Origin of the sequence: Algoriphagus litoralis, assembly GCF_003259255.1 — a bacterium.
Lineage (GTDB): Bacteria > Bacteroidota > Bacteroidia > Cytophagales > Cyclobacteriaceae > Algoriphagus > Algoriphagus litoralis.
This window is the reverse complement of record NZ_QGOL01000002.1, coordinates 126,908-150,900: the sequence shown is the minus strand read 5'-3', so window position 1 is coordinate 150,900 and position 23,993 is coordinate 126,908. Positions and strand designations below refer to the sequence as shown.

Sequence of the window (23,993 nt, the reverse complement as noted above, 5' to 3'; positions counted from 1 at the left end):
TTATAAAATTTAGAGGTTGTTTAATTGATTTGCGTTTTTGTCTTTGGACAGGGTCAGAAATATGCCCAGAAACAGGAATCGAGGAGCCGGCTGTCCGATCGGGAGCGATTCAAACTTCCCTTGCTCGTTTGGATTTTGGGCAAAAGCGTATCCGAAGATGTTTTCATTCCCAAATACATTGGTCACTGCTGCATGGATGATCAGGTTTGGCTTGGGCAAATAACTCCAGCTGATGCTCAGGTTTTGATAGGCTGTAGTTTTGGAATTCATCTCTCCGGGCAAGTTGGGATCGGTGAATGTGTACCCGTCATTGAAGGAATAGGAGGCGCCAAGTTGGGATTTGAGCGGGACGATAAAGTGCTTTACTACCACGGAGAAATTATGCTTTGGAGCAAAGTCCGGCTGCACTTGTGTCTCAAATTGATTGTAGCTCCGCTTGCTGTCCACATAGCTATAGGTAACCCAATAGTCCGTGTTTTTAAAGGTTTTTTGATCTCGGAAGAAGACATCAAATCCTTTCGCGAAGCCCTTTCCCTCATTCCTTAGATTCTGAGGAAATTGCGGCAGCCCTTCAAATGTCACCAGATTGTCATAGGATTTGTAGAACGTCTCTGCACGAAATGTGATTCCTTCGTTTTGGTATAGGTAGTTTAGGATCAGGTGATTGGATGCTGAATTTTTCAGTTCGGGATTCAAGACACGGAAGTTATCCACAGGCAATTGATGAAATCTTCCTGTAGCCAAGGAGAGCGTTCCGCTATCCGATAGCTTATAAGCCAAAGAAGCTCTGGGGTCCAGCCACTGCTCCTCGGAGAGTTGGGAATGTCCTGCCCGAAGCCCCCCTCTGAGGACGAACTTTTTACTCAGGTACCAATCCCACTCCGTGAAAAGGTAAGCTTCCCGCTCACCAAAGGAACGGTCCAGGTCCTCTTCGACCAGTGTCTCGGAATAGTCATGGATAAAATATTCCACACCAGTCTTAGATGAAATCCGATCGCTGAAATCCTTGATTGCGCTGAACTTGATGTGGCTTAGGTTGTTTTTCCGCTCGATATCCAAATCATCGTAGCTGATGAAGTCTTTGTTGTGCGAAAATGAGTACCCACCGAAAAGTGTCCAGCCGTTGTCATACGCTTTTCTCCAGTTAGTCTGTGCATAAGAATAATTGTTTGTCAGGTCTACCAGGATTCCTTTTCCTTCGATTCCAGGCAGCGGCTGCCAGAGTTTCATCCCCCCAGTTTCGGTGCGTGCCAAGACCTTGATCAGGCCTCCATTGTTGAGTTTGTGCTGTGCAGCAACTTCCAAGTCTAGGCCATAGGGAGCTCGTTCCCAGTCAAAATCTTGCTTGATTAGATTTTGGTAAGGCTTCAGGTCAAAAATGTTTCCGCTGATACTGATGCTTCGTTTCTCGTTTGCCAAGGTGTGTGCATAGCCCCCACCCACTGACATGATAGACAAATCTCCCTGACTGCGAACAGCAAGATCTTTGGTGTTCAGTGCCAACGCTGAGGAAAGCGCCTGCCCGTATTCTGCGGAATATCCTCCTGTAGAGAAAAATGTGCCCTTGAACAAATTGGGGTTAAATCGAGTCCGTGTAGGAACATTTCCTGCGGTGGTTCCATAGGCGTTGCCCACACGCATGCCATCGATGTAGATACCTACTTCACTTGCATCCCCACCCCGGACGAAAAGACGACCGTCATTTCCTACGGTACTGGTGCCAGGCAAAGTCTGAAAAGCTCCCACGATATCACCCATAGCCGAGGGGGTGGTCACAATGTCCAGTGGGCGGAGAATTACGGATTTTTTTTCATCGGAAGCTTCCATAGCTCCGGCCGAGATGGTCACAGTATTCATTTCATTGAATTCCTCAACCAAGTTGATGTCGGGAATCTCCAGCTTGGACTGCGAGAGGTGAATGGGCAAATCCTGAGACTTGTAGCCCATCATACGCACTACCAAAAGCTGGTCCCCTGTTTCTGTACTTTGGAATTCAAATGCTCCCAAAACATCGCTGCTTGTCCCGTCGAAGCTTCCTTTAATAAAAACATTTGCACCAGGAAGCGGCATACCTTTTTCGTCAAAGACCTTACCTGAGATTACAGTTTGGCCGAAGGCCAAGGTTTGATTAAGTAGAAAGAAAGTAAAAAGAAGAATTCTGCTGTTCATTTCGATTCAGATTTGAATCAAATGTGGGATGAACAATCCCAAGCAAAAATTGAAACTGACTGAAGTGTCGAAAAGCGCGACTGAAGTGTAAACTGAAGTTATCAGGTTTTTTGCGGAAGGACTATTCAACACCATCTAAATAAAGGCTGGTTGAAAATATGCAGTGTCTTTTTACCTTAGTGAGCTTAAATTTCAATCAAAATGAAACTGAATTCCTTTCTTCCTTTTTTGGTACTGGCTATTGCTTGTACCTCTCCAAAAACCGAATCCCAAGAATCTCCCAAGCTTTCCGGTAATCCCATTTTCGAAGGCTGGTATGCCGATCCTGAAGGGATTGTGTTTGGGGATGAATACTGGATCTACCCGACTTTTTCGGCAGGCTATACCGATCAGCTGCATTTTGATGCGTTTTCATCCAAGGATTTGGTGACTTGGAATAAGCATGAGCGAATCCTTGACACCGCAGCGATCAGGTGGGCTAGACAAGCCATGTGGGCTCCAGCAGCTATCGAAAAAGACGGGAAATATTACCTCTTTTTTGCTGCCAATGACATTCAGCGACCAAGCCGCCCAGGTTGGGACCCCAATAATGACATCAACCACTTCGGAGGTATCGGTGTAGCAGTGGCAGATCAGCCTGCTGGACCATTCAAGGATCTATTGGGAGAGCCGCTGCTTTCCGAGTTTTACAATGATGCCCAGCCGATTGATCAATTTGTTTTTAAGGATACGGATGGTACGCATTACTTTTTCTACGGAGGTTGGAGTCACTGTAATATAGGCAAGCTCAATGCAGATTTTACCGGGTTTGAACCGTGGGAAGATGGGGAGCTTTTCCATGAAATCACCCCGGAAGGCTATGTGGAGGGGCCTTTTATGTTTTTGCGAAATGGGACTTACTACCTGATGTGGTCTGAAGGTGGCTGGACCAATGATACCTATAAAGTGGCGTACGCTATGGCGGAAAAAGCCACCGGACCTTATCGCAGAATCGGAACCATCCTCGAATCGGATACCACCGTCGCAACCGGCGCAGGTCATAATTCTGTCATCCAAAAACCTGGAACAGACGAATGGTACATGGTCTATCACCGCAGACCCATTCCCAATGAAGGAAGAGATCACCGTGTGACTTGCATCGATGTGATGGAATTCAATGAAGACGGGACAATCAAGCCGATCAAAATGACTTTTGAGGGAGTGGAGGCAAATCCAATCGACTAGGCGAAAGACATTCTAGGTGTGATGTGTAGCAAAATCCTTCGGTCACTCGTCCCTTTAAGAAAACGTCCCTACCCATGAAAAGATTTTTGATTATTAGTCTTGTTGCTTTGGTATTGTTTTCTTGTGAATCCATTGAAGAGCCTCAAATTCTGGGCACTTATCGTTATCAGCCAGAAAACTGCAATCCAACTGTAACTCCAGGATACAATTGCAGTAGTTTCATTATTTTTTCCGAAGGAGGAATTGCCGATGTATTGCTGGGTGGAGATGTTATATCCCGCACGACTTTCAAAATCAAAGGTGAAAAAATCAAAGTTCAGAAAAATGAACAGTTTGGACTCGAACTTGAGTTTCGGTACATCGATAGCCAAACTATTCGAAATGAAGAGAATAAAGCGCTTTGGAAAAAAGACTAGACTCCCAAAAAACAAAAAGCCTTCGAGTATCCGAAGGCTTTTTGTTTAATCCTGATCTAAGTTGATCAATCTACCTTGACAAATTCCTGAGCTCCGATACAGAAGTTTAGGGTATTATTTTCAGAAAGCATGTCATTGCATTCAAAAAGGATGGAGATTTTTTCACCGTTCTCCAGCTGACTCAAAGTCCCTTTGGCTGGTGCAGATCCGGAGACATCAATTGGATCCAATTCAGCAAGACTCGGGGCATAGCCTTCTGGGAATTCCTCAAAATTTACACCGGCTGCATCAGTTCTATTTAGGACAAAATCTTCACCCCTGAGCGTATAAGTCCCTTTTGAATAATAGGCAACCCCTAAGTTTGGTCCATCTTCTGAATTTCTCAAAAATTGAAAAGTCTCATAAGTTCCATCCAGCTTGAATACATATTGATTCACATACCAGATATTGGTATCGGTATTTTCACTTGCCTTCTCATATGTTCCTTCGAGAAAACTTAAAGGCAATTGTTCGTCATCTTTAGTACAGGAAAGGAAGAAAACTGAAATCAGCAAGAAATAGAAGTAGGAGAATTTCATGGTTTGTTAGTTTAGTTTAATACCATGACGTGGGTTTCTCCCCATCTGATACAAAACCAAAAAAATAGCCTCGATTAGTATTCGAGGCTATCTTTTAGAATGATCGAATATTTAAAACTTCACCAAAGCTTCCACCTGCTGACCGCTTCTTTCGATTACCACTTTGGTAGAATCTCCTTTTTGGAATGCACTCAAAGCCCGCATGTAGCTCATCATATCGTAGACTGTGGAGTCTCCGAGCTGCACGACCACATCGCCCTTGAGCAATCCTGCGGCTTGGGCGGGTTTTCCTTCTGAAACTCCATCTACCCGCATGCCTTTTCCATCATACATGTAATCGGGCACTACACCCATCGAAACGGTAAATCGAGGCGAATCGCTGGAGTCTTTCGTTTTCGTAAAAGCCAATTTTGGCTCAGCATCCAGCTGTTCGATCACTCTTGAGATGTATCGGACCACTTTTACCAATCCTTCATAATTGATCTTATCTGAATCATCCGATGGCTTGTGATAGTCCTCGTGCTGTCCGGTGAAGAAGTGAAGCACGGGTATATCCTGAAGGTAAAATGAAGTGTGATCTGAAGGACCTACTCCGGATTCTGTGGTGACTATTTTCAAACTGTCTGAATTGATGGGATCCAAAATGGCCGGAAAACTTGGGCTAGTCCCTACGCCATAGACAGCAAGTGATTTTTCTTCATTCAACCGGCCCACCATATCCATATTGATCATGTAATTCACCGAGGAAAGCTCAATGGTTGGGTTTTTGGCAAAATAATTTGAACCCCAAAGCCCATTTTCCTCACCAGAAAAAGCGATAAAGAGCACATTGCTGCTGAGCTCTGTATGTTTCAGGATCTCTGCCAAAGCCAACAAAGCTGCAGTCCCGGAAGCATTGTCATCCGCACCATTGTGAATGGCCGAGTCACCTCGGTGGAGTGAACCGGATCCACCCATACCCAAGTGGTCAAAGTGCGCTCCGATGACGATGGTTTTGTCGGACCTTTTATCCAAAAAGCCTACTACATTCCGCCCGGTAATTCCCTCACCATCGGTGCCAATTACAGCTTCCTCGTGTGGATTTGAGGGTTTGGAGACTGTAAATGGCTGAAAAAAACCTTCGGTTCCTTTTGGCGAAAGCCCCACTTTTTCAAATTCTTTGGCTAGGTATTCTGCAGCTTTCACTTCTCCGTCGGTGCCGATAGCTCTGCCTCCCAGGTCATCCGCTGCCAAATAGCTGACATCTTCTTGAAGAGAGGAAAGTAGTTTTTCATCACTGGGAGGACCCCCACAGGAAAAGATAGAAACAGCCAGAATCGGGACAAAAATTTTGGAGATCGAGACGAGTTTTTTCATGTCTTGTGTAGATTTAGTCCAAAGATAATAATTGGTATCTTCGCCCCGCAATTCTTTTAATTATCACCGCTAAAAATGAGAAAACTACTCGTTCCAATTTTGATTGTTGCTTTTGCATGCAATCCAAAAACCGAAACTGTTCTTGCTCCCGAACCTCACTCAGCCTCAGATTCGCTTCTCCTTCACCCTGAGGAAATGAAATACCTCAAAAACGTCAAACAACTGACTTTTGGTGGAAACAATGCGGAGGCGTATTGGTCTTTTGACGACTCGATGCTCGTATTTCAGTCGGATTATGCGGAGTGGGGAAATGAATGCGATCAGATGTTTTATCTCAACTGGAGAGAAGATGATCTCGCCACGACACCGCCCAGCCGAATCAGTACAGGACTCGGACGGACGACATGTGCCTATTTTTTGCCGGGAGATCAGACCTTTGTCTATGCTTCGACACACTTGGTAGATCCAGCCTGCCCTCCTGTCCCAGAAAGAAGAGCCGACGGCAAGTATGTCTGGCCAATCTACGATAGCTTTGATATTTTCTCGGCAGATTTGAGCGGGACAATTATATCCCAATTGACCAGTGAACCTGGGTATGATGCTGAGGCGACTGTATCCCCCAAGGGCGACAAGATTGTATTTACTTCCATGCGTACAGGCGATTTGGAATTGTACACCATGAATATTGATGGCACAGATGTGAAGCAAATCACGACAGAACTTGGCTACGATGGTGGAGCATTTTTCTCACCTGATGGCAGCAAATTGGTCTGGAGAGCATCCCGTCCTCAGACCGAAGAAGAAATCTCCGAATACAAAGACCTGCTCAAGGAGGGCTTGGTGAAGCCCACCGAAATGGAACTGTACGTAGCCAATGCAGATGGTACAGACATCAAGAAGATCACCAGTTTGGGTAAGGCCAATTGGGCGCCATTTTTCCATCCTTCTGGTGAAAAACTCATCTTCGCTTCCAATCATATGACCGAAAGAGGCTATCCATTTAACCTTTTCATGATCAATCTGGATGGTACCGGGCTGACGCGAATTACCCACGACGGTACATTTGACGCCTTTCCAGTTTTCTCAAATGATGGAAAATATCTGGTGTTCTCTTCCAATCGAAACAATGGTGGTACTCGGGACACAAATCTCTTTGTCGCAGAATGGATAGGAGATTAAACGTAGTTTGGCATCAATTAAAAACCGCTTTTTGAGCGGTTTTTTTGTTTCTACAGTTATCCTTTACTACTTTAAAAAATCTTCAAACCTATTTTTCCATAGTTATGAATAGTTATTCCCGACTTTTTATCCCACTTCTGATTACCATCAGTCTTGCGGTGGCCAAATTTTTTCTTCACGAAAGATCCAAGGAATGGGAGGGGCTTTTTGCCTATTTGCCCAAGGTCAATACCGTCTTCATTATTCTGGGGCTGACTTGGTGCCTGCTCGTATTGTCAGGGATTTTGAAAAAAAGCATGCTGCGGCATTATGATATTGCCAAAGAGGACAATCTGAAAGCCCGGAAAATCTACACACAGATCAACATCCTGCAGAAGGTGGGGAATTTTGTGATCATCTTTTTTGGACTGGGATTGATTCTTATTTCATTTGAGTCGATCAGGCAGATCGGAGTTGGGCTTTTTGCATCTGCCGGAGTGGCAGGGATTATAATCGGTTTTTCTGCACAGAAGGCTATTGGGACTTTAATTGCGGGGATTCAGATCGCTTTTGCTCAACCTTTCCGCTTGGATGATGCCGTGGTGGTGGAGGGTGAATGGGGCTGGATCGAGGAGATCAACCTCACTTATGTCGTGGTGCGGATCTGGGATCAGCGAAGACTCGTTTTGCCTACGACCTATTTCTTGGAAAAACCCTTTCAAAACTGGACCCGAACTTCGGCAGACATCATTGGTTCGGTGTTCTTGTATACGGATTACACCATTTCATTCGATGCGCTTCGGGAGGAGCTGGATCGCATTCTCGCTGCGACACCACTTTGGGATAAGAAGGTGAAAGTCCTTCAGGTGACAGATTCCAAGGAATTTACAGTCGAAAGCAGGATTTTGGTTTCTGCCAAAAACTCTCCGACGGCATGGGATTTGAGAGTTCATGTGCGGGAAAAGATGATTGAGTTTATCCAGAAAAACTATCCGGATGCTTTGCCAAAATCGAGAGTGGTACTGGATCATCAGCAAAAAGATTGATCGTATTTTTCAGTTTTTATGTCCCCAAATCAGCCAATCACTTCCTTTTTGTTTAATCGGTAACCAATAGTTCAGCACTGACCATGTGGACTTGCCCCAACTGTGAAAGAGACCTGCTCCGCGAAAACATCTGGCATATCTGTGTCAAAGCGGATTTGGATTCACTTTTTGAAGGTAAGCCCAAGGAGCTGGAATTTATGTTTGACAAAATCCTAGCGGAGGTAGTAGAATGGGATGGTGTGATCGTAAGCAACACCAAAAAATGCGTCATGTTTGTCCATAAACAAACTTTTTTGGTGATCAGACCAATGTCCAAGTTTTTGGATGTGCAATTTTATTCCAAGGAAGAGCAGCAGTGTCCCCCATTTTTTAAATCAACGAAGGTTTCAAAGAAATATGAAAACCACATCAGAATTAGTGGTCTCGAGGAGGTATCTCCTATTCTATTTAGACATATCAAAAACTCCTATGATTTTTTGTAATGGTTAACTAAACCTTGGTTGCCTGTAGAATTTTAAAATGGAATTATTCAAAGCATAGCGTTTTACAGGTCGTTTATTCGCTCCAAATATGATTCAGCTTGGTTGAGGAGTTCCTCCTTGTTTTTCATTTTATCCCAAGTTCGGTAAGCCATTCCAATTCGAGGATTTTTCTCCAGTTTGTCACGATGGCGGTCGTAAAAGTGCCAATACAGACTGTTGAAAGGACAGGCACCGTGACCGGTTTTTTTATTGGAATCGTAGGCACATTTGTCGCAATAATTTCCCTGTTTCTTGATGTAATTGGCTGAAGAAACATAAGGTTTGGTGCCTACGATGCCTCCATCAGCAAATTGGCTCATGCCTCGTGTGTTGGTGATTTCCACCCATTCGATTGCATCGATATAAATCCCGAGGTACCACTGATCGACCTCGTCGGGGTGGATTCCTGCCAGGAGGGCAAAGTTACCGGTAACCATCAAGCGCTGAATGTGATGTGCATAGGCATGGCCTAGTGATTGTCCTATGGCTTGGCTAAGGCAGTTCATTTTGGTCTTCCCAGTCCAAAACCAATCCGGAAGCGATCGATTGTGACCAAAAAAGTTGAGCTCACCAAACTCCGGCATCCGCGCCCAATAGATGCCTCGCATGTATTCCCTCCAGCCGATGATCTGCCGGATGAAACCTTCCACTTGTGCTATGGATATCTGATCCTGATGCTGATACCAGTATTTTTCCACAGTTTGGACGACTTCCAGAGGAGAGATCATTTTTGTATTCATCGAAAAACTCAGGCGGGAATGGAAAAGATACGGGTCCCAAGTAGTCAGTGCATCTTGGTAAGTACCAAAGTGAGTCAACAGATTTTTGCAGAAATAGTCCAGAATTTCCAAACTCTCCTTCCGGGATGTGGGCCAGGGAAATTTTTCAGCATCTATGCTCCCAATGGTTTTTACACCTGATTTTTCGAGTAGATTCACCAGATCACTTACCTCTTTGGGATGGATGTGCGCTTTTTTGAGAATTTTTTTATCCTTCAGTGCTCCACGATTGTCATGATCATAGTTCCATTGTCCGGTGAGTGGTTCTTTTCCATCCATGAGGATGTTGTATTTTTTCCGCATTTCACGGTAAAAGATCTCCATCAGGTAGGTTTTTTTTCCTTTGAAAAAATCTTTCAAAAACTCCCGGGAAGTCAAAAAATGCGCTGAATCTGAAGATGAAGATGGAATGGGAAGTTTATCACAAATATCCTTCAACAATCTGTCTAAACGATATTCATCTGGAAGCAGGTATTCGAAGCGTTCGAAGTTTTCTTTTGAAATCAAGAAATCTATCTGATCACTCAGATTTTGGCAATTCTCCGAATGGTCCAATGTGTAGAAAAGTACCCTGTGTCCGGCAGTTTTCAGATCTTCAGAAAAATTGCGCATGGCTAGGAAAAACCCAATGACCTTCTGAATATGATGGGCGACATAGTCTGTCTCTTGGCGCATTTCCATCAGAAGATATGTAACGGTGGGATCGACTTTTTGGAACCAAGAATGCTGCGTATTGAGCTGATCTCCGAGAATCAATCGTAAGGTTTTGGCCATAAAAAAAGGACTTTACTAGTGTAAAGCCCTTTTGGAAACCCATTGTTTATGAAATACTCAATATTTAAAACAAGGCATGGACGATTTTCTGCCTGCCCCTTTGGCTGATCCTGCAAGGAAGCTATAGCGGATGGATATCTCATTGGCGCCTCCTGTATTTCCATTTCCAAGAGAAGAAATGGTGAAATCGTGACTATATCCTACATCGAGGCCATTTCCAAGAGAAATACCCACAAGGGCTATGACTGCCTCGTGATTAGTCTGCGTAACCTCGGATACGGGGATTCCACGGTACCAAATGCCGAGCACCAAAGGCTGAATATTCACCTGGGCACCTAAATCCAACTGGGAAAAAGGACCTTGGTTTTTGTAGTTGAATGCCAAAGTCAGGTCTTTGGTGCCGCTTCTGTTATTCATGAAATTTTGGGAAGAGCCTCCAGAAAGGTCAATCCTGTATCCACCATGTGCGGAGAGTTTTACCGGCAATTCGCTGATTTGCCCATCCACAAAAGACATGTTGGGCTGGGTGATGTGATGTGCAGAGATGCCAAACCACGCATTTTCATTATTGAACATCATGCCGAGACTGTAATCTACAAATTGGTGATTGACATCCGCACCGAGGTTTTCACCGGAAAAATCCCCAATCACGCCAGTTTGATCATCGATCTGACTACCGAAGACCAAGTTGCCAAAGTAAGCGTCTCGCTCCATGTAGCTTACCTGACCTCCAAATCTCAAAAAAGACCGGAAACCAAGTCGTGCCCGATAGGAGTAAGTTGCACCGATTTCTGTCACGCTTAGGTTAGCCATGCTGTGCTCAGAGCGGTTGAAGATCACCCCGATTCCGCTATTGACATTGAACAGGTAGTGGTCCAAATGCGCTGAATAAGATGTGAAGGACTGATCCAGACCTGGCCATTGGTTTCGGTAATTTACTCCTATCCGAGTCATCTCACTGGATCCTGTCATTGCGGGATTGAGGTAAAGTGGATTGGCATAAAACTGGGAGTATTGAACATCCTGAGCACTGAGACTCAGGTATGTGCAACACAAGGCGATAAACGTGAGGGTGATAAGCGCAAAAGACTTTCTCATAACCTATCTAATTAGGGTGATGCCACCGGTACGATTGACCACTTGTCCGTCCGATGTGGTGAGGGTAATTCGATACATGTAATTGCCGGCAGGAGCCAGTTGACCTTTGTAGGTTCCATCCCAACCTTTGCTTTCAAGACTGTTGGTGATGAAGAGCTTTTCTCCCCAGGTGTTGAAGATTTCCATTTGGAAGGTGGAGAAAGCTCTGATTTTGGGGATAAAGGTGTCATTGAGTCCGTCCCCATTTGGTGTAAAGGCATTAGGGATGACCAATAAATCTGTGGGTGAGGTGACTTGTACGCTATTGGTTTCTATCATTGAGCAGCCAAAGAGGTCATATCCAATCAGTTTGACTTCGTATTCTCCTGCTTTTGAAAAGATGTGAATTGGGTCTTTTTCTGTGGATTTATTTCCATCGCCGAATTCCCATTCCCAGGCGATAAATTCAGGGGCTATTTCGCTCTCGAAAAGAATCTCCTCCTCGACCATTACTTCAGGTTCTGAGGTGATAACTAGCTTGCGGTACTGGAAGTCCAATCGGGAACCTTGCGTATTTTGATTAGGAAAATCTACTCTTGCTTCAGTTTCCACTGTACAGCCAAGGGCATCTGTGACAGTTGCCTTCAGAATTCCAGCGTTGGTAAAGGTGATTTCTCTTGAATTTGCGGTGCTGGTATTCCAGGTGATAGTATAGGGTTCTTTTCCTCCTTGGATGGATACCCAAGCTACTCCTGTAGCTTTGCCTGCTGCACAGTCCACATCCAAGGCAGTTTCAATTCTCGCCTGTATTTTGGATGTTTCTTCTACCAATATAGAAATGGTAGCCGTACATCCTGAGTTATCCGTCACGGAAACAGCATGCGTCCCTGCTTGGAGATCATTTCTATCAGTCTGATCTTCTACTCCATCGGACCAAGTCAATTTGTACGGTTCATAAGTGCCTGCAACTTTGACTGAAACCGCCCCATCTGCTTGTCCTGAGCAGGAGACTGGGGTATTTTCCAAGACTTCCAAGGTCAAGCTAGACTGATTGGTCAAGGCGAATTGTTGTTCTACTGAGCATCCGGAGGCGTCGGTAATCCTCACGCTATAGCTTCCTTCCGCTAAATTTTTGACACTGGAAGCAGTTTGACCATTGCTCCATAGGTACGTGAAGGGCGCTTTGCCTCCTTGCGGAAGGATTTCAATCTCACCCGTAGCAGATCCTTGACAGGTGGGTTGACTGACTTGAGATTCAGCTGTAAACTCGATAGGGCCAGCTAGCTTGTATGCAGCCTGGAAACTGCAGCCTTTGCTGTCCTTGACCTGTACCTGATATTCACCAGCAGGTAGGTTGGTTAGATCTTTTGAACTAGCGCCATTGCTCCATTGGTAGGTATATGGTGCTTCACCTCCGGTTACATTCAGGAGAATAGTTCCTGAATTTGGATTATTGCAAGTTGGATCCTGTGTGTTGGAAGTTACTTGGATTCCTTCCGCTGCGGCTTTAATATCGAATGAAACACTTACCTCACAGGCATACTTATCTGAGACGACCACCGTGTAAGTTCCAGGAGCTAAATTGTCAGCTTCCCAAACATCCTCAAGGCCATTGCTCCAGATGATTTTGTATGGAGGACTATTTTGCTCATAGTCATTGCGGCCGATTTTTACATTGATTTTTGCCGAACCATCATTCCCGGAGCTACAGGAAGCGTCCTTTTTTTCTACAGGATCCAGAATCAGTGGAAATGGGGGTTGGATTACGATCCGCTCCACATACTGCAGACCTTCTGCATCTGTGATCCATACGGTATAGGTACCTGCATAAAGGTTGGTTCTGTTTTGGCTTGTTTCGTTTGTGTTCCACTTGAAGGTATATGGAGCTTTTCCTCCGGTGACATCAAGATTGATGCTGCCTCTTTCGGTATGCGAACACAGGGCTAATTTGCCACTGACATTTACTTGGATTGTGCTGTAACTCTGCACTCGGTCATTTTCGTGGCTCGGTAGAGAAAAGGAAAATTGGGACCAGGCAGTATAATGGATTGTCATACTGAAGATCAGTAGGAGAATCTTTGCGCCTGATATTTTATTTAACCCTTTCATTTTTGTACTTCATCACAGAAATCAGCATTTTCAACATTGGATTTTTGTCTTACAAAAACCTTTTTGTGCAGTTCGTTTTTAAGAATAATATTTTTTGTATGTCGTATACAGCAAAATGATATTCTTTAATCGAGCTGATTTAATGAAAATAGAGCGTAAAAATTCTATTTTCCAAGTGATCGAAATACGATGAATTTGAAAAAGTGGACTTAGAATAATATAAGTTTTCTTTATAATTTCATATAGTCAAAAAAACTGATAAGGTGATGCTTTTTTAAGGATGTGAAATGAAAAATGGCCTGTAAATTCAGACCAAAAAAAATTTGAAATATTTTTAATTTTTTTTCGTTCCCGTGGATTTTCTTCTGAAAATCAGTATCTAAAGCAAGGAATTATTCGAGATCGCTGATTTCGAGATCGAGGATCTCCCCATAAAAAAGTGTAGCGAATAGAAATTTCATGTGCCCCTCCACTATTTCGCTGACCCAGTTTGGAGGTAGTAACATCATAGGAATATCCGATATCCAGTCCCGAATCCAGCGCCACGCCGATCAGTCCGATAAAAGCCTCATTGTTAGGCAGGCTGTTTTTAATTGGAAGTCCACGATACCACAGTCCTAAAACCAAAGGCTGGAGAAACAATTGCGCCCCAACGTCTAGTTGGCTGAATGGCTCCTGTTCCTTGTAATTAAATGCAAATGAAACGGATCGCTCCTGATAGTCATGGGTAAAGTAATCCCTTCCCCCAGGGGAGAGATTTATTTTGTATCCTCCTTGTAGGGACAACTTCATGGGTAATACACTAGTCTGATCATCTACAAAGGAGATGTTGGGCTCGGTAAGGTGATGGGCTGAAGCACCCAGCCAAAATTTGTCATTGTAAAACATCCCTCCGACAGCATAATCCACAAAAGAATACCGGCTGTCCAATGGAACTCCATTGAGCTCATCCGTGATCCCACCGACTGTTCCATTGACAATATCGATCATGGAGCCAAAGACCAAGTCAGAAAAGAAGGCGTCCCGCTGCATGTAGCTTGCTTGAGCCCCGATCCGGAAAAAAAACTTTTCACTAAGTCTGAGGCGATAGGAATAGCTTAGTCCGATTTCATTTGTCGATAGATTGGCTAAGGTTTCTTGATTGCCATTGAAAATGAGACCGATGCCGCTATTGTAGTCAAAAATGTAATGATCAATATAGGCTGAGTAAGAATTGAAACTATGGTCTAGCCCAGGCCATTGATTTCGGTAATTGACTCCGACACGAGTGAGTTCCGAAGCGCCAGTCAAGGCTGGGTTTAAATACAGCGGAGCAGCGTAGAATTGGGAGTACTGAACGTCTTGGGCCTTAACAAGTCCTATTGTCAAAAAGAAAAAAAAGAGAATATGTCTTAGGCGATTTAGCACTTATCTTATTAGTAAGAATACTCCAGACTTCTCAACTTTTATACCAGACCTTGTCATGAAAATCGCTTTGTAAACATAATTTCCATTTGGAGCATTTTTTCCTTTCAAAGTTCCGTCCCATCCAATTGTTTCGAGGGTATTTGATTCGAAAATCAATTCTCCCCAAGTATTGAATACAAAGAATTCCATCGATGCGATACCACGGTATTGTGGTTTGAAGAATTGGTTCTTCACTCCCTGAGGTGTAAATGCATTGGGAACTAGAATTACATAATCGTCAAATACCTGCAATACCCGCTCAAACGTATCCACACAACCAAATTCATCGATGGTAGTCAGTGTAACTGTATATATCCCCTTGGATTGATATTCATGGGTTGGATTTTGTTCCGAACTGCTGCTGCCATCTCCAAAATCCCAATTCCAAATGATGATCTTGCCAGAAGACACATCCAAAAATTGAACGGGCTCCTGAATCTGGACTTCGGCATTTTCTAAAACAGTACCACCACCGAGGTCCACTTCATAGTTAAATTCAGGGATCAGCTCAGTATCCGAAATGATAACCTGGATTCTTTGATTAGGAGACCAGCAATTGGATCCTTTTAAGCTGCTGGCTACCTGATAGCTTCCATTCTGACTTACCGCGTCTATTTCATCCAATCTCATAACTCCACCACTAGGGTTTAGGATTTGATAATCATATATCTGCGCATTAAATCCTTCAATAAACTCTGTCAAATCTACCGTGCCATTTGGATCACATACAATCGATGGATTGGAGACTCTTAGATTTGGAATATCATAGACTAGTACATCCACTGGTACTAGTGGAGGTTCACAAACTCCAGCGCCCGAAATCTTGACATAATAGGTATAGGGCTGGGCTCTTCCGGGAAGTCCGGTAATGCTTAATTCTCCAGCAGCGGAAATCTGATAGGTAATGCCCGATGCTGTTCCAGAATTGATCTGGCCGGTTCCATTCGCATTTTGATACCATGTGAAGATCGGAGTTATGCCTGTTTGACTTGTTGATGGGATCACTGTCGCAGTTTCACCTTCACAGATGGTCACATCTTGTGCTTCCAGCGGCGTAGGCTGATTGATCAATTGGATGACCCCTGCCACTTCAAATTCACAGTTGACCCCGTCGGGATTCTGATCCTGAACGGTAAAGGTGTAATTTCCCTCCGGAAGGTTTTGGATTTCAAAAGTACCCGTAGACAAAGCCTCTGTGGCAAATACCTGACCATTTCGCTCTGTAATTACGGTGTAGCTTCCATATCCTCCGGTAATCTCGAAAGCGATACTACCATTGGGCTGGTTACAAACAGGATCCACTGAGAGAGGAGTTGAGGTCGAAATTGGACCTGAAGGGCCTACTACTGTGATTCCTTGTAGCTCTGCAATGCAGTCTGCCCCACTTCTAACATATCCTGTATAGACACCTGGAGAAACGCTGAAAACGTTGGAAGACGACCAATCTGTCCCATTTAGAGAGTAAGCGAAAACACCGTTGCCGGCACTTCCTGTCAGCGTAATCTGTCCTTGTTCTCCAAAGCATATTTCATTTTGTACGGAGGCAGTGAGTGCTGGCAATCTGTTGATTTCTACTTTTGGAGAAGCCACAAAACCTGGGCAAACATCTGTTCCCGATGCGCTGGCATAATAAGTGGCCGGAGAATTTGTAGAGTTTAGACCTGTGACCGTTAATGTACCAGTTGCACTAATTTCAAAGATATGGCCATTTGCATCAGGGGTCGGACTGGAAGTAATTGGGATGGTCAAAGCTGGGTCTTTGAACCATTCAAATACAACTCCAGCTGCGGCTGGATTTATCGTTGGTACAAAGACAGCCTGCTCACCTTCGCAAATTTCCAAATCATCAACCAAGATTTGGCTAGGTCCATATACGAGCGTCACAGTATTTGAAGTGATAGCACATCCCTCACTGTCTGTGATATCCAGGTAATAGGTTCCTGGAGCGAGGTTTCCTATTTCATAGTTTGGACCTGATACAGTCTGGGAATTAATACTGGAACCATTCTGGAATAAGTTGACGGTATAAGGTGCCCATCCACCTGTAATTTGAGCCCGGATAATTCCGATATCTGCGCCACATCCGGGATCAATTTGTGTAAGTGGACTTACAGCAAGTTGGGCATTAGGTCCCAGTACCTCAACTGAGAATGTGGTTGTACAGAATCCACCGTTATCAACTTCAATCGAGTAGGTTCCCGGAGCAAATTGTAATGATTCAAGCTGAGCTTCAGTAATCGGATTTGCTCCATTAATGGCGTAAGAAAAGGAGGCCAAACCACCTGTAGTCACACGTATTTCTCCATCATTTGCTCCGAAACATTTTACAGGTGTAGATTCAAATACTGGTTTGGGTACAATCCTCACGAGGGCAGTTACGGATTCTAATTCATCTGTACAGACTACATATAGGTAATAGGTATACGGATTCACAGCTCCAGGCAACCCGGTAATACTCAATTGACCATTTGAATCTATTCCGTAGGAAATAGCAGAATTAGTTGGGTCTACACCTGAGGTTATCTCCTGAGCTCTATTGGCGTCTTTGTACCACTTTAATTCGGAAGAAGAAGATCCCGAAATAATATTTGTTGGTATCAATAGTACAGTCTCGCCTTCGCAAACTTCGACTGGAGCGATTTGAAACTCTGGTCTGGGTTGTTCTTCCACTAGGAAACTAAAGCTCTCCTCACATCCTTCTCCATCAGAAATCAGGATAAAATAAGTATCAGGCGAAAGGTTTTGAGCTCCGGATGCATCCCCAGGAACAATTGATCCTGAGATGGAGCCTTTTCTCCACTCTACAGAATAATTCCCCCAGCCTCCTGAAATAGTCAGGTTTTCAATGCTTCCATTGGACAATCCACAGGAACTTCTAACTACATCAGGGGAATTTATGGATATCGCTGAGGGAGGTCCAAGGACTTCCACTTGGTAAGTTTGAAGACACTGTCCGGCATTGCTTACGTCTATGGAATAGACCTTTGGAGCAAACGACATTGCCTCTAGGTCGGCCTGTGAAATCACCCCTGCGCCATCTACGGAATATTCAAAGGTGGAGATCCCACCCGATGTTATTCGGATTTTTCCATCCCCTGCTCCAAAACAAATCTCCGGCGAAGTTTCTATGGTCAAGTTTGGAATAATTTTGACCAGAGCTTCTACTTCCACTAGCGCATTGGTGCAGACTACTTCCAGATAATACGAGTATGGCGAAACATTACCTGCCAATCCGGTGATAATTAGCTCACCATCACTATCAATTGAATAATTGATTGCTGGATTTATAGGATCTGGACCAGATACTATTTCAGTGGTTTTGGAGGCGTCTGTGTACCATTTCAAATCAGAAGCTGCAGATCCTGCTACGGTATTTACCGGAGTGAGCACTACAGTTTCTCCGGCGCATACTTCTGTTGGAGCAACTACATATACTGGATCGGGCATTTCCTCCAAGGTAAAATTGAAGTTAACCTCACAGCCAAGGTCATCGGTAATCAGGATATAATAGGTATCTGGCAGCAGATTTTCAGCACCATTTGCATCACCTTGTATCACAGGTCCAGTCAAAGATCCTCTTCTCCATTCCACGGAGTAGTTTCCCCATCCTCCGGAAATAGTTAAATTTTCAATTGATCCATTTGCCAGGTCACAAGAACTACGAAGAATGTCCGGAGAATTGATCGTGATGGGGGAGCTCGGGCCGGCTACCACCGCAGTGGTCTGATAAGTACAATTATTACCTCCTGTACTTCTTATATCAATCGTATAAGTTTTAGGAGCCAAATTCATGAACACATTGCTGGACACAAATGGTCCACCGTCTAGGCTATATTCATAATTTCCATCAGAGCCTGTAGCATTAATGGTAATTGAACCATCCGCTGCACCAAAGCATATCTCATTAGTGATAGTTAATGTCGAATTAATAGGGTCTAAAACTTTGATTTTTGCTTCAAAAGGTGGGTTTGGACAATATCCAGGGCCTGTGGATACCAAATAATATGTATAATCCCCAGCATCCAGTCCAGATACTGTGAGTTCTTGAGTAGATGGATTGATGGTAAAGGTATGGCCATTGGCATCGGGGGTAGGACTTGAGATGATTTCATCCGTCCCGGCGGCATCTTTATACCATTTCAACACAGGTGTGCCTGAAGTTGTGATGGTAGGCGTGATTTGGGCTTGGTCCCCAAAACACAACTCATCTACCATTTGATCTACGGTGATCGGTATTCCTACATCGTTGATAAGTGTTTGATTGACAGTTTTGACGCAGGATTGATTATCTGTGATTCGTATTTGATAGTCACCTGGAGCTAGGTCAGTATAGACAGTGGGAGAGCTGGGACTGGTGTTGGTTTGGATCACAGCACCATTTAGCACTAACTCCAAGGAGTATCCAGGGCTTCCCCCACTAAATGAAACTTCAATTTGGCCATTTGGTACTCCGCAGGCTGCCTGTATAAATTGATCTAAGGTTAAAATAAGCTCAGCAGGCTGGGAAACGACCACCCCGTTTAGATTTGAAAAACATCCAGTGACTGAGTTTCTGATGATAAAATCATATGTATTGGCTCCCAAATTATTGAATACAGGAGAAGCTTGGAAACTTGTACCTCCATCGATGCTATATTCATAGTTTGTTGCTTGTGCAGGATCTGTAGGATTTAATGTGATGGTACCCGTGCTTTCACCAAAGCAAGAAACAGGAATTACAGTTGCAGGATTTATCTTGGGTGTAGGATTTACAGTTACTGTGGCAGGGAGTGGATTAGAATTACACAGGTTAGTTCCAGTGACCAAGAGATTAAATTGATAAGGCGTCGCACTTTCTGCCAATCCTGTGATCTGCAATTCACCCGTTGAGGTATTGGCGCTATAAGTGATTCCATTACCATTTACAAGTGGATTGCCCGCCCCATCAGTCCAGGTGAATTGGAGATTGGAGGCATTGCTTTGGTTGATAATCTGAGCTGAAAGAATAGCCGTCTCGCCAGGACAAATGATTTCATCAGAGGCATCAAATGTTGGTATTGGAATCGCATTAAATGCTGGTGTGGTGACTACGGCACTGCAGTTATTGGCATCGATCACCTCGATACTATGAGTAGGAGCTTCGCTTAATCCAGTAATAGTATAAATGTTTCCAGATAAATTGGCAGTAATAGGTCCACCATCTAGTGTAAAGGTATATCCAGGCGTACCACCTGCCACAGAGAAGGTAACTATGCCGTTTTCAAGTCCACAGGATGGGTTGGTTTGAGATAAAAGTGCAATGGTCAGTTCAGAGGCTGGACCTTGAATGGTGAAATCTTGCTGTCCTATACAATTTGAGCCGGCATTTACATAGACAGAATAGTTACCGGGAAGAAGTCCATTGAATACATTCGAGGAAGTGAAATTTATTCCGTCTAAGCTATAAGTTTTCGTTGGGAAACCACCTGTCGCATTGACTGTAACGCTTCCTGCAGCTTGCCTGCAGAGGTCATCGGAAACATTCAGAGAAATGTTCAAAGGTGGTAAAACCAGCACCTGTACTCTTTTGAGTTGCCCCGCTGGAGTGGCACAGAGATTTTGCGAAGGGTCAGCAGCAACTTCTACAAAGTATTCATAGGGAGTGGCACTCTGGGGTAGTCCAGTAATGGTTAAAACACCAGCTGCTATGCTGTAGGTTACTCCGCCTTCTGTTAGACCATTTGTGATCTGTGAGCCTGGAGATTTATTGATGTTTTTCCACCAAAGAAATGTCGGATTATTGGCATCTGTCGGGTCCTCGAGCTGAGGCTCAAAAATTACCGGGGTTCCTTCGCATACTTCCTGATCATCCAAAACAACCTCAACGGGAGTTCCCCGCTCATTGGTAATGTCAAAGACGAAGGTATCGTCACAGGCACTATTTGTTGCTGGATTGTTTACCTGAAGCGAATACACGCCAAGATTTACATTGTTGACACCGATGGTTGCCTGGGTATATCCACCTACTATTGTTTCTGTAACGGTATAATTGCTGCTCGGTATCAAGTTCCCCCCCTGGTCTCTCCATGAAAAAGTGTAGCCAGGGATCAAATCGCTGATCACGATATTCGAGATTGAGCCGTCACTTTGTCCATCGCAGGTAGGGCCAATAATAGCGCCGCTACTATCAATTTTCGGAAAAGGATTGACGGTCACAGTGAGCGTCCTTGGCTCAGAGGTCAGTCCATAATTGTCGATTACGTTATAAAAAATTGTGTGAGTACCGAAAAATCCAGATACTGGAGTGAATTTTATTTTTGCTTCATTCCGTTCCTGATTGAAGTTTCCATCGGTGAGATCTTCTAGGATTGACTCAAATGTTCCAACTCCAGGAACGGTAATAGTTTTATTCTCTGGTTTACATTTTTCTTCACATACCCCGGATAATCCACAGTTTGGATTTCCATTGACAAATGGGTCACCGTTTGGATTCGGGTTGTTATTTGGTGGCCCGGGATTGGTTTGGTATAGTTGCAAACAACGAATGAACTGATTTTGGGCAGGAAGGCTGACATTGAAGTCAAAAGTAAGGTCCTGATCAATACATACAGTCTCATCTAGATTTGGTGGGTTTGGAGCCAGTATAGGGTCGATACTCGACACTTCCACCGTTACATTTCGGATTTCATGGATGCTCCGCTTTGCTGCACCTGTCGCAGCAGCAAATCCTACCTTAAGGTTTTGCGGTGCGGTATAGGGATAAGGAACATTATTGAAAATCTGTACTTGCTGCAATCCAGTAGCAGTCCTTACCAACATATCCATCGAAATAGTATAATTCCCATTTCCGATGGGTCTAAGGTCAATGAATACTTTTCGATAGCCTACTTGAGCACAATTCACTACCCTACCTTGCGCACCTACCGTAAAACGCTGATTGGATGGCAAAAAGAATTGTGGGTTTAGAACATCAAAGGGTGAGCCGTCACTTGGGTCGTTGTTTAGTATTTTTCCATCGATAAATTGGTAGCTATCATAGGTAGGTGGGTCAGGGAAAGTAGCAGGAAAACCTGTGTAATTTCCAGTCATTCCATTATCCCTCACAGTGTCCGCAGCGCGAACTGGGCCCCGAATTGCGATACTATTCGGATACCTTGGAAAAAATGCCGGGCTTAGGCCTGATCCATACTGAAATGGATTGGCAAATCCACCGTATTTTCCTTCGTATTGATTTCCCCAGTTGCCAACCTCGTCTAAGCCAATGCCCATATAAGCACCTCGAAGACCATAACCTCCTCCAAAATTACCTCCGCTATACCGCAAAGGAGAATATCCTAATGATCCACCAAGTCCCCCGATTTCGAAGGTTGCTGCATTGATATTTCCATCAAAAAGGAAGAAACTCAAACCATCTCCGGGTCCCTGAATCATGTCCCATGGTGCATAGGCAAAATATTCAAAGGAAGTCTTGATTCCGTAAGCTGAAGAAAAGGGCAGATCCACAAAAACATACCCTCTTTGATCGGCATCATTGTTTGTTAATCGTAACACACCGTCGCCCGATGGGTCTACAGAACCCGAAGTCAAAAAAGCGGAGGTGGGGTCTCCATCAAAAACTGTATTTGCTCTTGTGGTAGAGTTTGTGAATGGTTCACAATAGGGAAAACCATCTCTTGGAATTACTACTTGGGCATCAACATTCGATCCTAAAAACCCTAAGATTAATAGAATAAATAGCAGAAAAGATTTTCCTTTATTTCTCGTTGTCATGCGACTACCCCGCCAAATTCTCCAAGCTAAAAATAATGATTTTTAGCCTATTAGATTTTGATTCAATTCAATATTAGGATTAGAAACGACTAGGGCTTAGGACTGGGGTGAGCAATCACTGAGTTTCAAACCTTTCAGTGGAACGAATTATTTTTCCGATTCGCTTCCTGACCTAAGCACGTTGTCAATAATTATACCAAAGGCGTCATTTTAGACGCCTTTGGATTAAATATCAAGAATTTCCTGATTTCGGATCAAATCTTCAAAATTTTCTCCCCGCCTGATTAGATGAGCTTTACCCTCCCAAATCAATATTTCCGCCGGTCTTAATCTTGAGTTGTAGTTGGAGGCCATACTGTAACCATACGCCCCGGAATTTTTTATCACCAATAAATCTCCTGCCCTCACTTCAACGAGTTCTCGACGTGATGCGATCGTATCTGTCTCACAGATGTAACCGACTACATTGTATATCGATTTTTTCCCTTCAGGATTGCTTAGGTTATAGAGACTATGATAGGCATCATACATCATCGGACGGATCAGATGGTTGAGACCCGAATCCACCCCTACAAATGTTACAGAAGGCGATTCTTTCACTACGTTGGCTTTCACCAGTAGATACCCAGATTCGCTGACGAGGAATTTGCCCGGCTCGAGCCAAAGTTCCAGCTGTCTTCCGTACTGCTTGCAAAATTCATGGAAGGCTTCTCCGACCTTTTTTCCCACTTCCATTACATCTGTGGCGATATCGTTGGGTTTGTAGGCAACTTTGAAGCCACCGCCAAAGTCTAGAAATTTCAAATCAGGGAATTGCATGGCCGCTTCAAAGAGCACATTTCCTCCTTGCAGAAAAACCTCGGCGTCTAAGATATCCGAACCGGTATGAATATGTAAACCCACAATCTGCAGTTTGTATGTTGCTACAGTTTCCAGGATTTGAGCAAGTTGCTCTATAGAAATGCCAAATTTACTCTCCTTATGACCAGTAGATATTTTTAGATTTCCGCCAGCCATGATGTGGGGATTGATCCGGATGCAAGCAGCTACGGAACCGCCATACATCTGGCCGAATTCTTCCATCAGAGGAATGCTGTCCAAGTTGATCATGACCCCTAACTTCACGGCTTCTTTGATTTCCTCAAAGGCCACACCGCTGGGGGTGTACATAATTTCCTGAGCAGAATATCCGGCCATCATGCCGATTTTCACCTCTTCGATGGATACTGCATCTATACCTGCCCCGGCTTTTCGTATCAGTTTGAGAATGCTGATATTGGATAAAGCCTTTGTCGCGTATTTTATTTTTAAAGGAACGGCTGAGAAAGCGGCCTGAAGTGTTTTAACCTGATGTGTGATTTTTTCCCCGTCATAAATATAGATCGGGGTTCCAAACTCGTCTGCCAGATCGGCGATCGACACACCTTGGATGTGTGTAGGATTTTGCACTTTGAAATAGGTTTTAAGATTTGAGCAGGCAAGTTACCTATTCAAAAAAAAAGGAAGGCTAGAACCTTCCCTTTTTTTGGATTTAGTGTAATTAAGAAATGTATTGTGCTAACGGGATCATCAAATGACTTGTTCAAAAATGAAGATTTTGCTGAAAAGGGCT

Annotated in this window: 14 protein-coding genes; 5 read left to right on the top strand and 9 right to left on the bottom strand. The window is 44.0% G+C overall.

Annotation, left to right across the window (positions count from 1 at the left end):
• Positions 1 to 9: 9 nt before the first annotated feature.
• On the bottom strand, positions 10 to 2,169 hold the full coding sequence (locus DK188_RS00565) for a TonB-dependent receptor (RefSeq protein WP_111668839.1): 2,160 nt from the start codon (positions 2,167 to 2,169) through the stop codon (positions 10 to 12).
• A 201-nt stretch (positions 2,170 to 2,370) separates the two neighbouring features.
• Here DK188_RS00565 and DK188_RS00560 point away from each other — a divergent pair, with 201 nt between their 5' ends.
• Positions 2,371 to 3,393, top strand: a complete 1,023-nt coding sequence (locus tag DK188_RS00560) for a glycoside hydrolase family 43 protein (RefSeq protein ID WP_111668838.1) — start codon at positions 2,371 to 2,373, stop codon at positions 3,391 to 3,393.
• Positions 3,394 to 3,467: 74 nt separating this feature from the next.
• Positions 3,468 to 3,809: a hypothetical protein gene (locus DK188_RS00555; protein WP_111668837.1), complete on the top strand. Its 342-nt coding sequence runs from the start codon at positions 3,468 to 3,470 to the stop codon at positions 3,807 to 3,809.
• Positions 3,810 to 3,874: 65 nt separating this feature from the next.
• Here DK188_RS00555 and DK188_RS00550 read toward each other — a convergent pair whose 3' ends face one another.
• A complete protein-coding gene (locus DK188_RS00550; protein WP_111668836.1) occupies positions 3,875 to 4,387 on the bottom strand; it encodes a hypothetical protein in 513 nt (170 codons plus the stop codon).
• Between the two features lie 111 nt (positions 4,388 to 4,498).
• The gene (locus DK188_RS00545; protein WP_111668835.1) at positions 4,499 to 5,743 is read right to left on the bottom strand and encodes a M20/M25/M40 family metallo-hydrolase; all 1,245 of its coding nucleotides are present in this window, start codon (positions 5,741 to 5,743) and stop codon (positions 4,499 to 4,501) included.
• Between the two features lie 75 nt (positions 5,744 to 5,818).
• Here DK188_RS00545 and DK188_RS00540 point away from each other — a divergent pair, with 75 nt between their 5' ends.
• The 3 genes from DK188_RS00540 to DK188_RS00530 all read left to right on the top strand — a co-directional run bounded on the left by DK188_RS00540 (position 5,819) and on the right by DK188_RS00530 (position 8,429).
• The gene (locus tag DK188_RS00540) at positions 5,819 to 6,922 is read left to right on the top strand and encodes a TolB family protein (RefSeq protein ID WP_111668834.1); all 1,104 of its coding nucleotides are present in this window, start codon (positions 5,819 to 5,821) and stop codon (positions 6,920 to 6,922) included.
• A gap of 104 nt (positions 6,923 to 7,026) precedes the next feature.
• Positions 7,027 to 7,947, top strand: coding sequence for a mechanosensitive ion channel family protein (locus DK188_RS00535; protein ID WP_111668833.1), 921 nt, complete (start codon positions 7,027 to 7,029; stop codon positions 7,945 to 7,947).
• A gap of 83 nt (positions 7,948 to 8,030) precedes the next feature.
• Complete coding sequence (locus DK188_RS00530) at positions 8,031 to 8,429, top strand: DUF5655 domain-containing protein (RefSeq protein ID WP_111668832.1); 399 nt, start codon at positions 8,031 to 8,033, stop codon at positions 8,427 to 8,429.
• 62 nt (positions 8,430 to 8,491) lie between these two features.
• Here the strand turns inward: DK188_RS00530 and DK188_RS00525 are convergent, their stop codons facing one another.
• The 6 genes from DK188_RS00525 to lysA all read right to left on the bottom strand — a co-directional run bounded on the left by DK188_RS00525 (position 8,492) and on the right by lysA (position 23,830).
• Positions 8,492 to 10,021, bottom strand: coding sequence for a cryptochrome/photolyase family protein (locus tag DK188_RS00525; protein WP_111668831.1), 1,530 nt, complete (start codon positions 10,019 to 10,021; stop codon positions 8,492 to 8,494).
• 57 nt (positions 10,022 to 10,078) lie between these two features.
• Positions 10,079 to 11,119: a PorP/SprF family type IX secretion system membrane protein gene (locus DK188_RS00520; RefSeq protein ID WP_111668830.1), complete on the bottom strand. Its 1,041-nt coding sequence runs from the start codon at positions 11,117 to 11,119 to the stop codon at positions 10,079 to 10,081.
• A 3-nt stretch (positions 11,120 to 11,122) separates the two neighbouring features.
• Positions 11,123 to 13,153, bottom strand: a complete 2,031-nt coding sequence (locus tag DK188_RS00515; RefSeq protein ID WP_198672946.1) for a T9SS type B sorting domain-containing protein — start codon at positions 13,151 to 13,153, stop codon at positions 11,123 to 11,125.
• A 426-nt stretch (positions 13,154 to 13,579) separates the two neighbouring features.
• Positions 13,580 to 14,614, bottom strand: coding sequence for a PorP/SprF family type IX secretion system membrane protein (locus DK188_RS00510; protein ID WP_111668828.1), 1,035 nt, complete (start codon positions 14,612 to 14,614; stop codon positions 13,580 to 13,582).
• The gene (locus DK188_RS21800; protein ID WP_111668827.1) at positions 14,615 to 22,381 is read right to left on the bottom strand and encodes a PKD domain-containing protein; all 7,767 of its coding nucleotides are present in this window, start codon (positions 22,379 to 22,381) and stop codon (positions 14,615 to 14,617) included.
• Positions 22,382 to 22,606: 225 nt separating this feature from the next.
• Positions 22,607 to 23,830: a diaminopimelate decarboxylase gene (lysA, locus tag DK188_RS00500; RefSeq protein ID WP_111668826.1), complete on the bottom strand. Its 1,224-nt coding sequence runs from the start codon at positions 23,828 to 23,830 to the stop codon at positions 22,607 to 22,609.
• Positions 23,831 to 23,993: the final 163 nt, after the last annotated feature.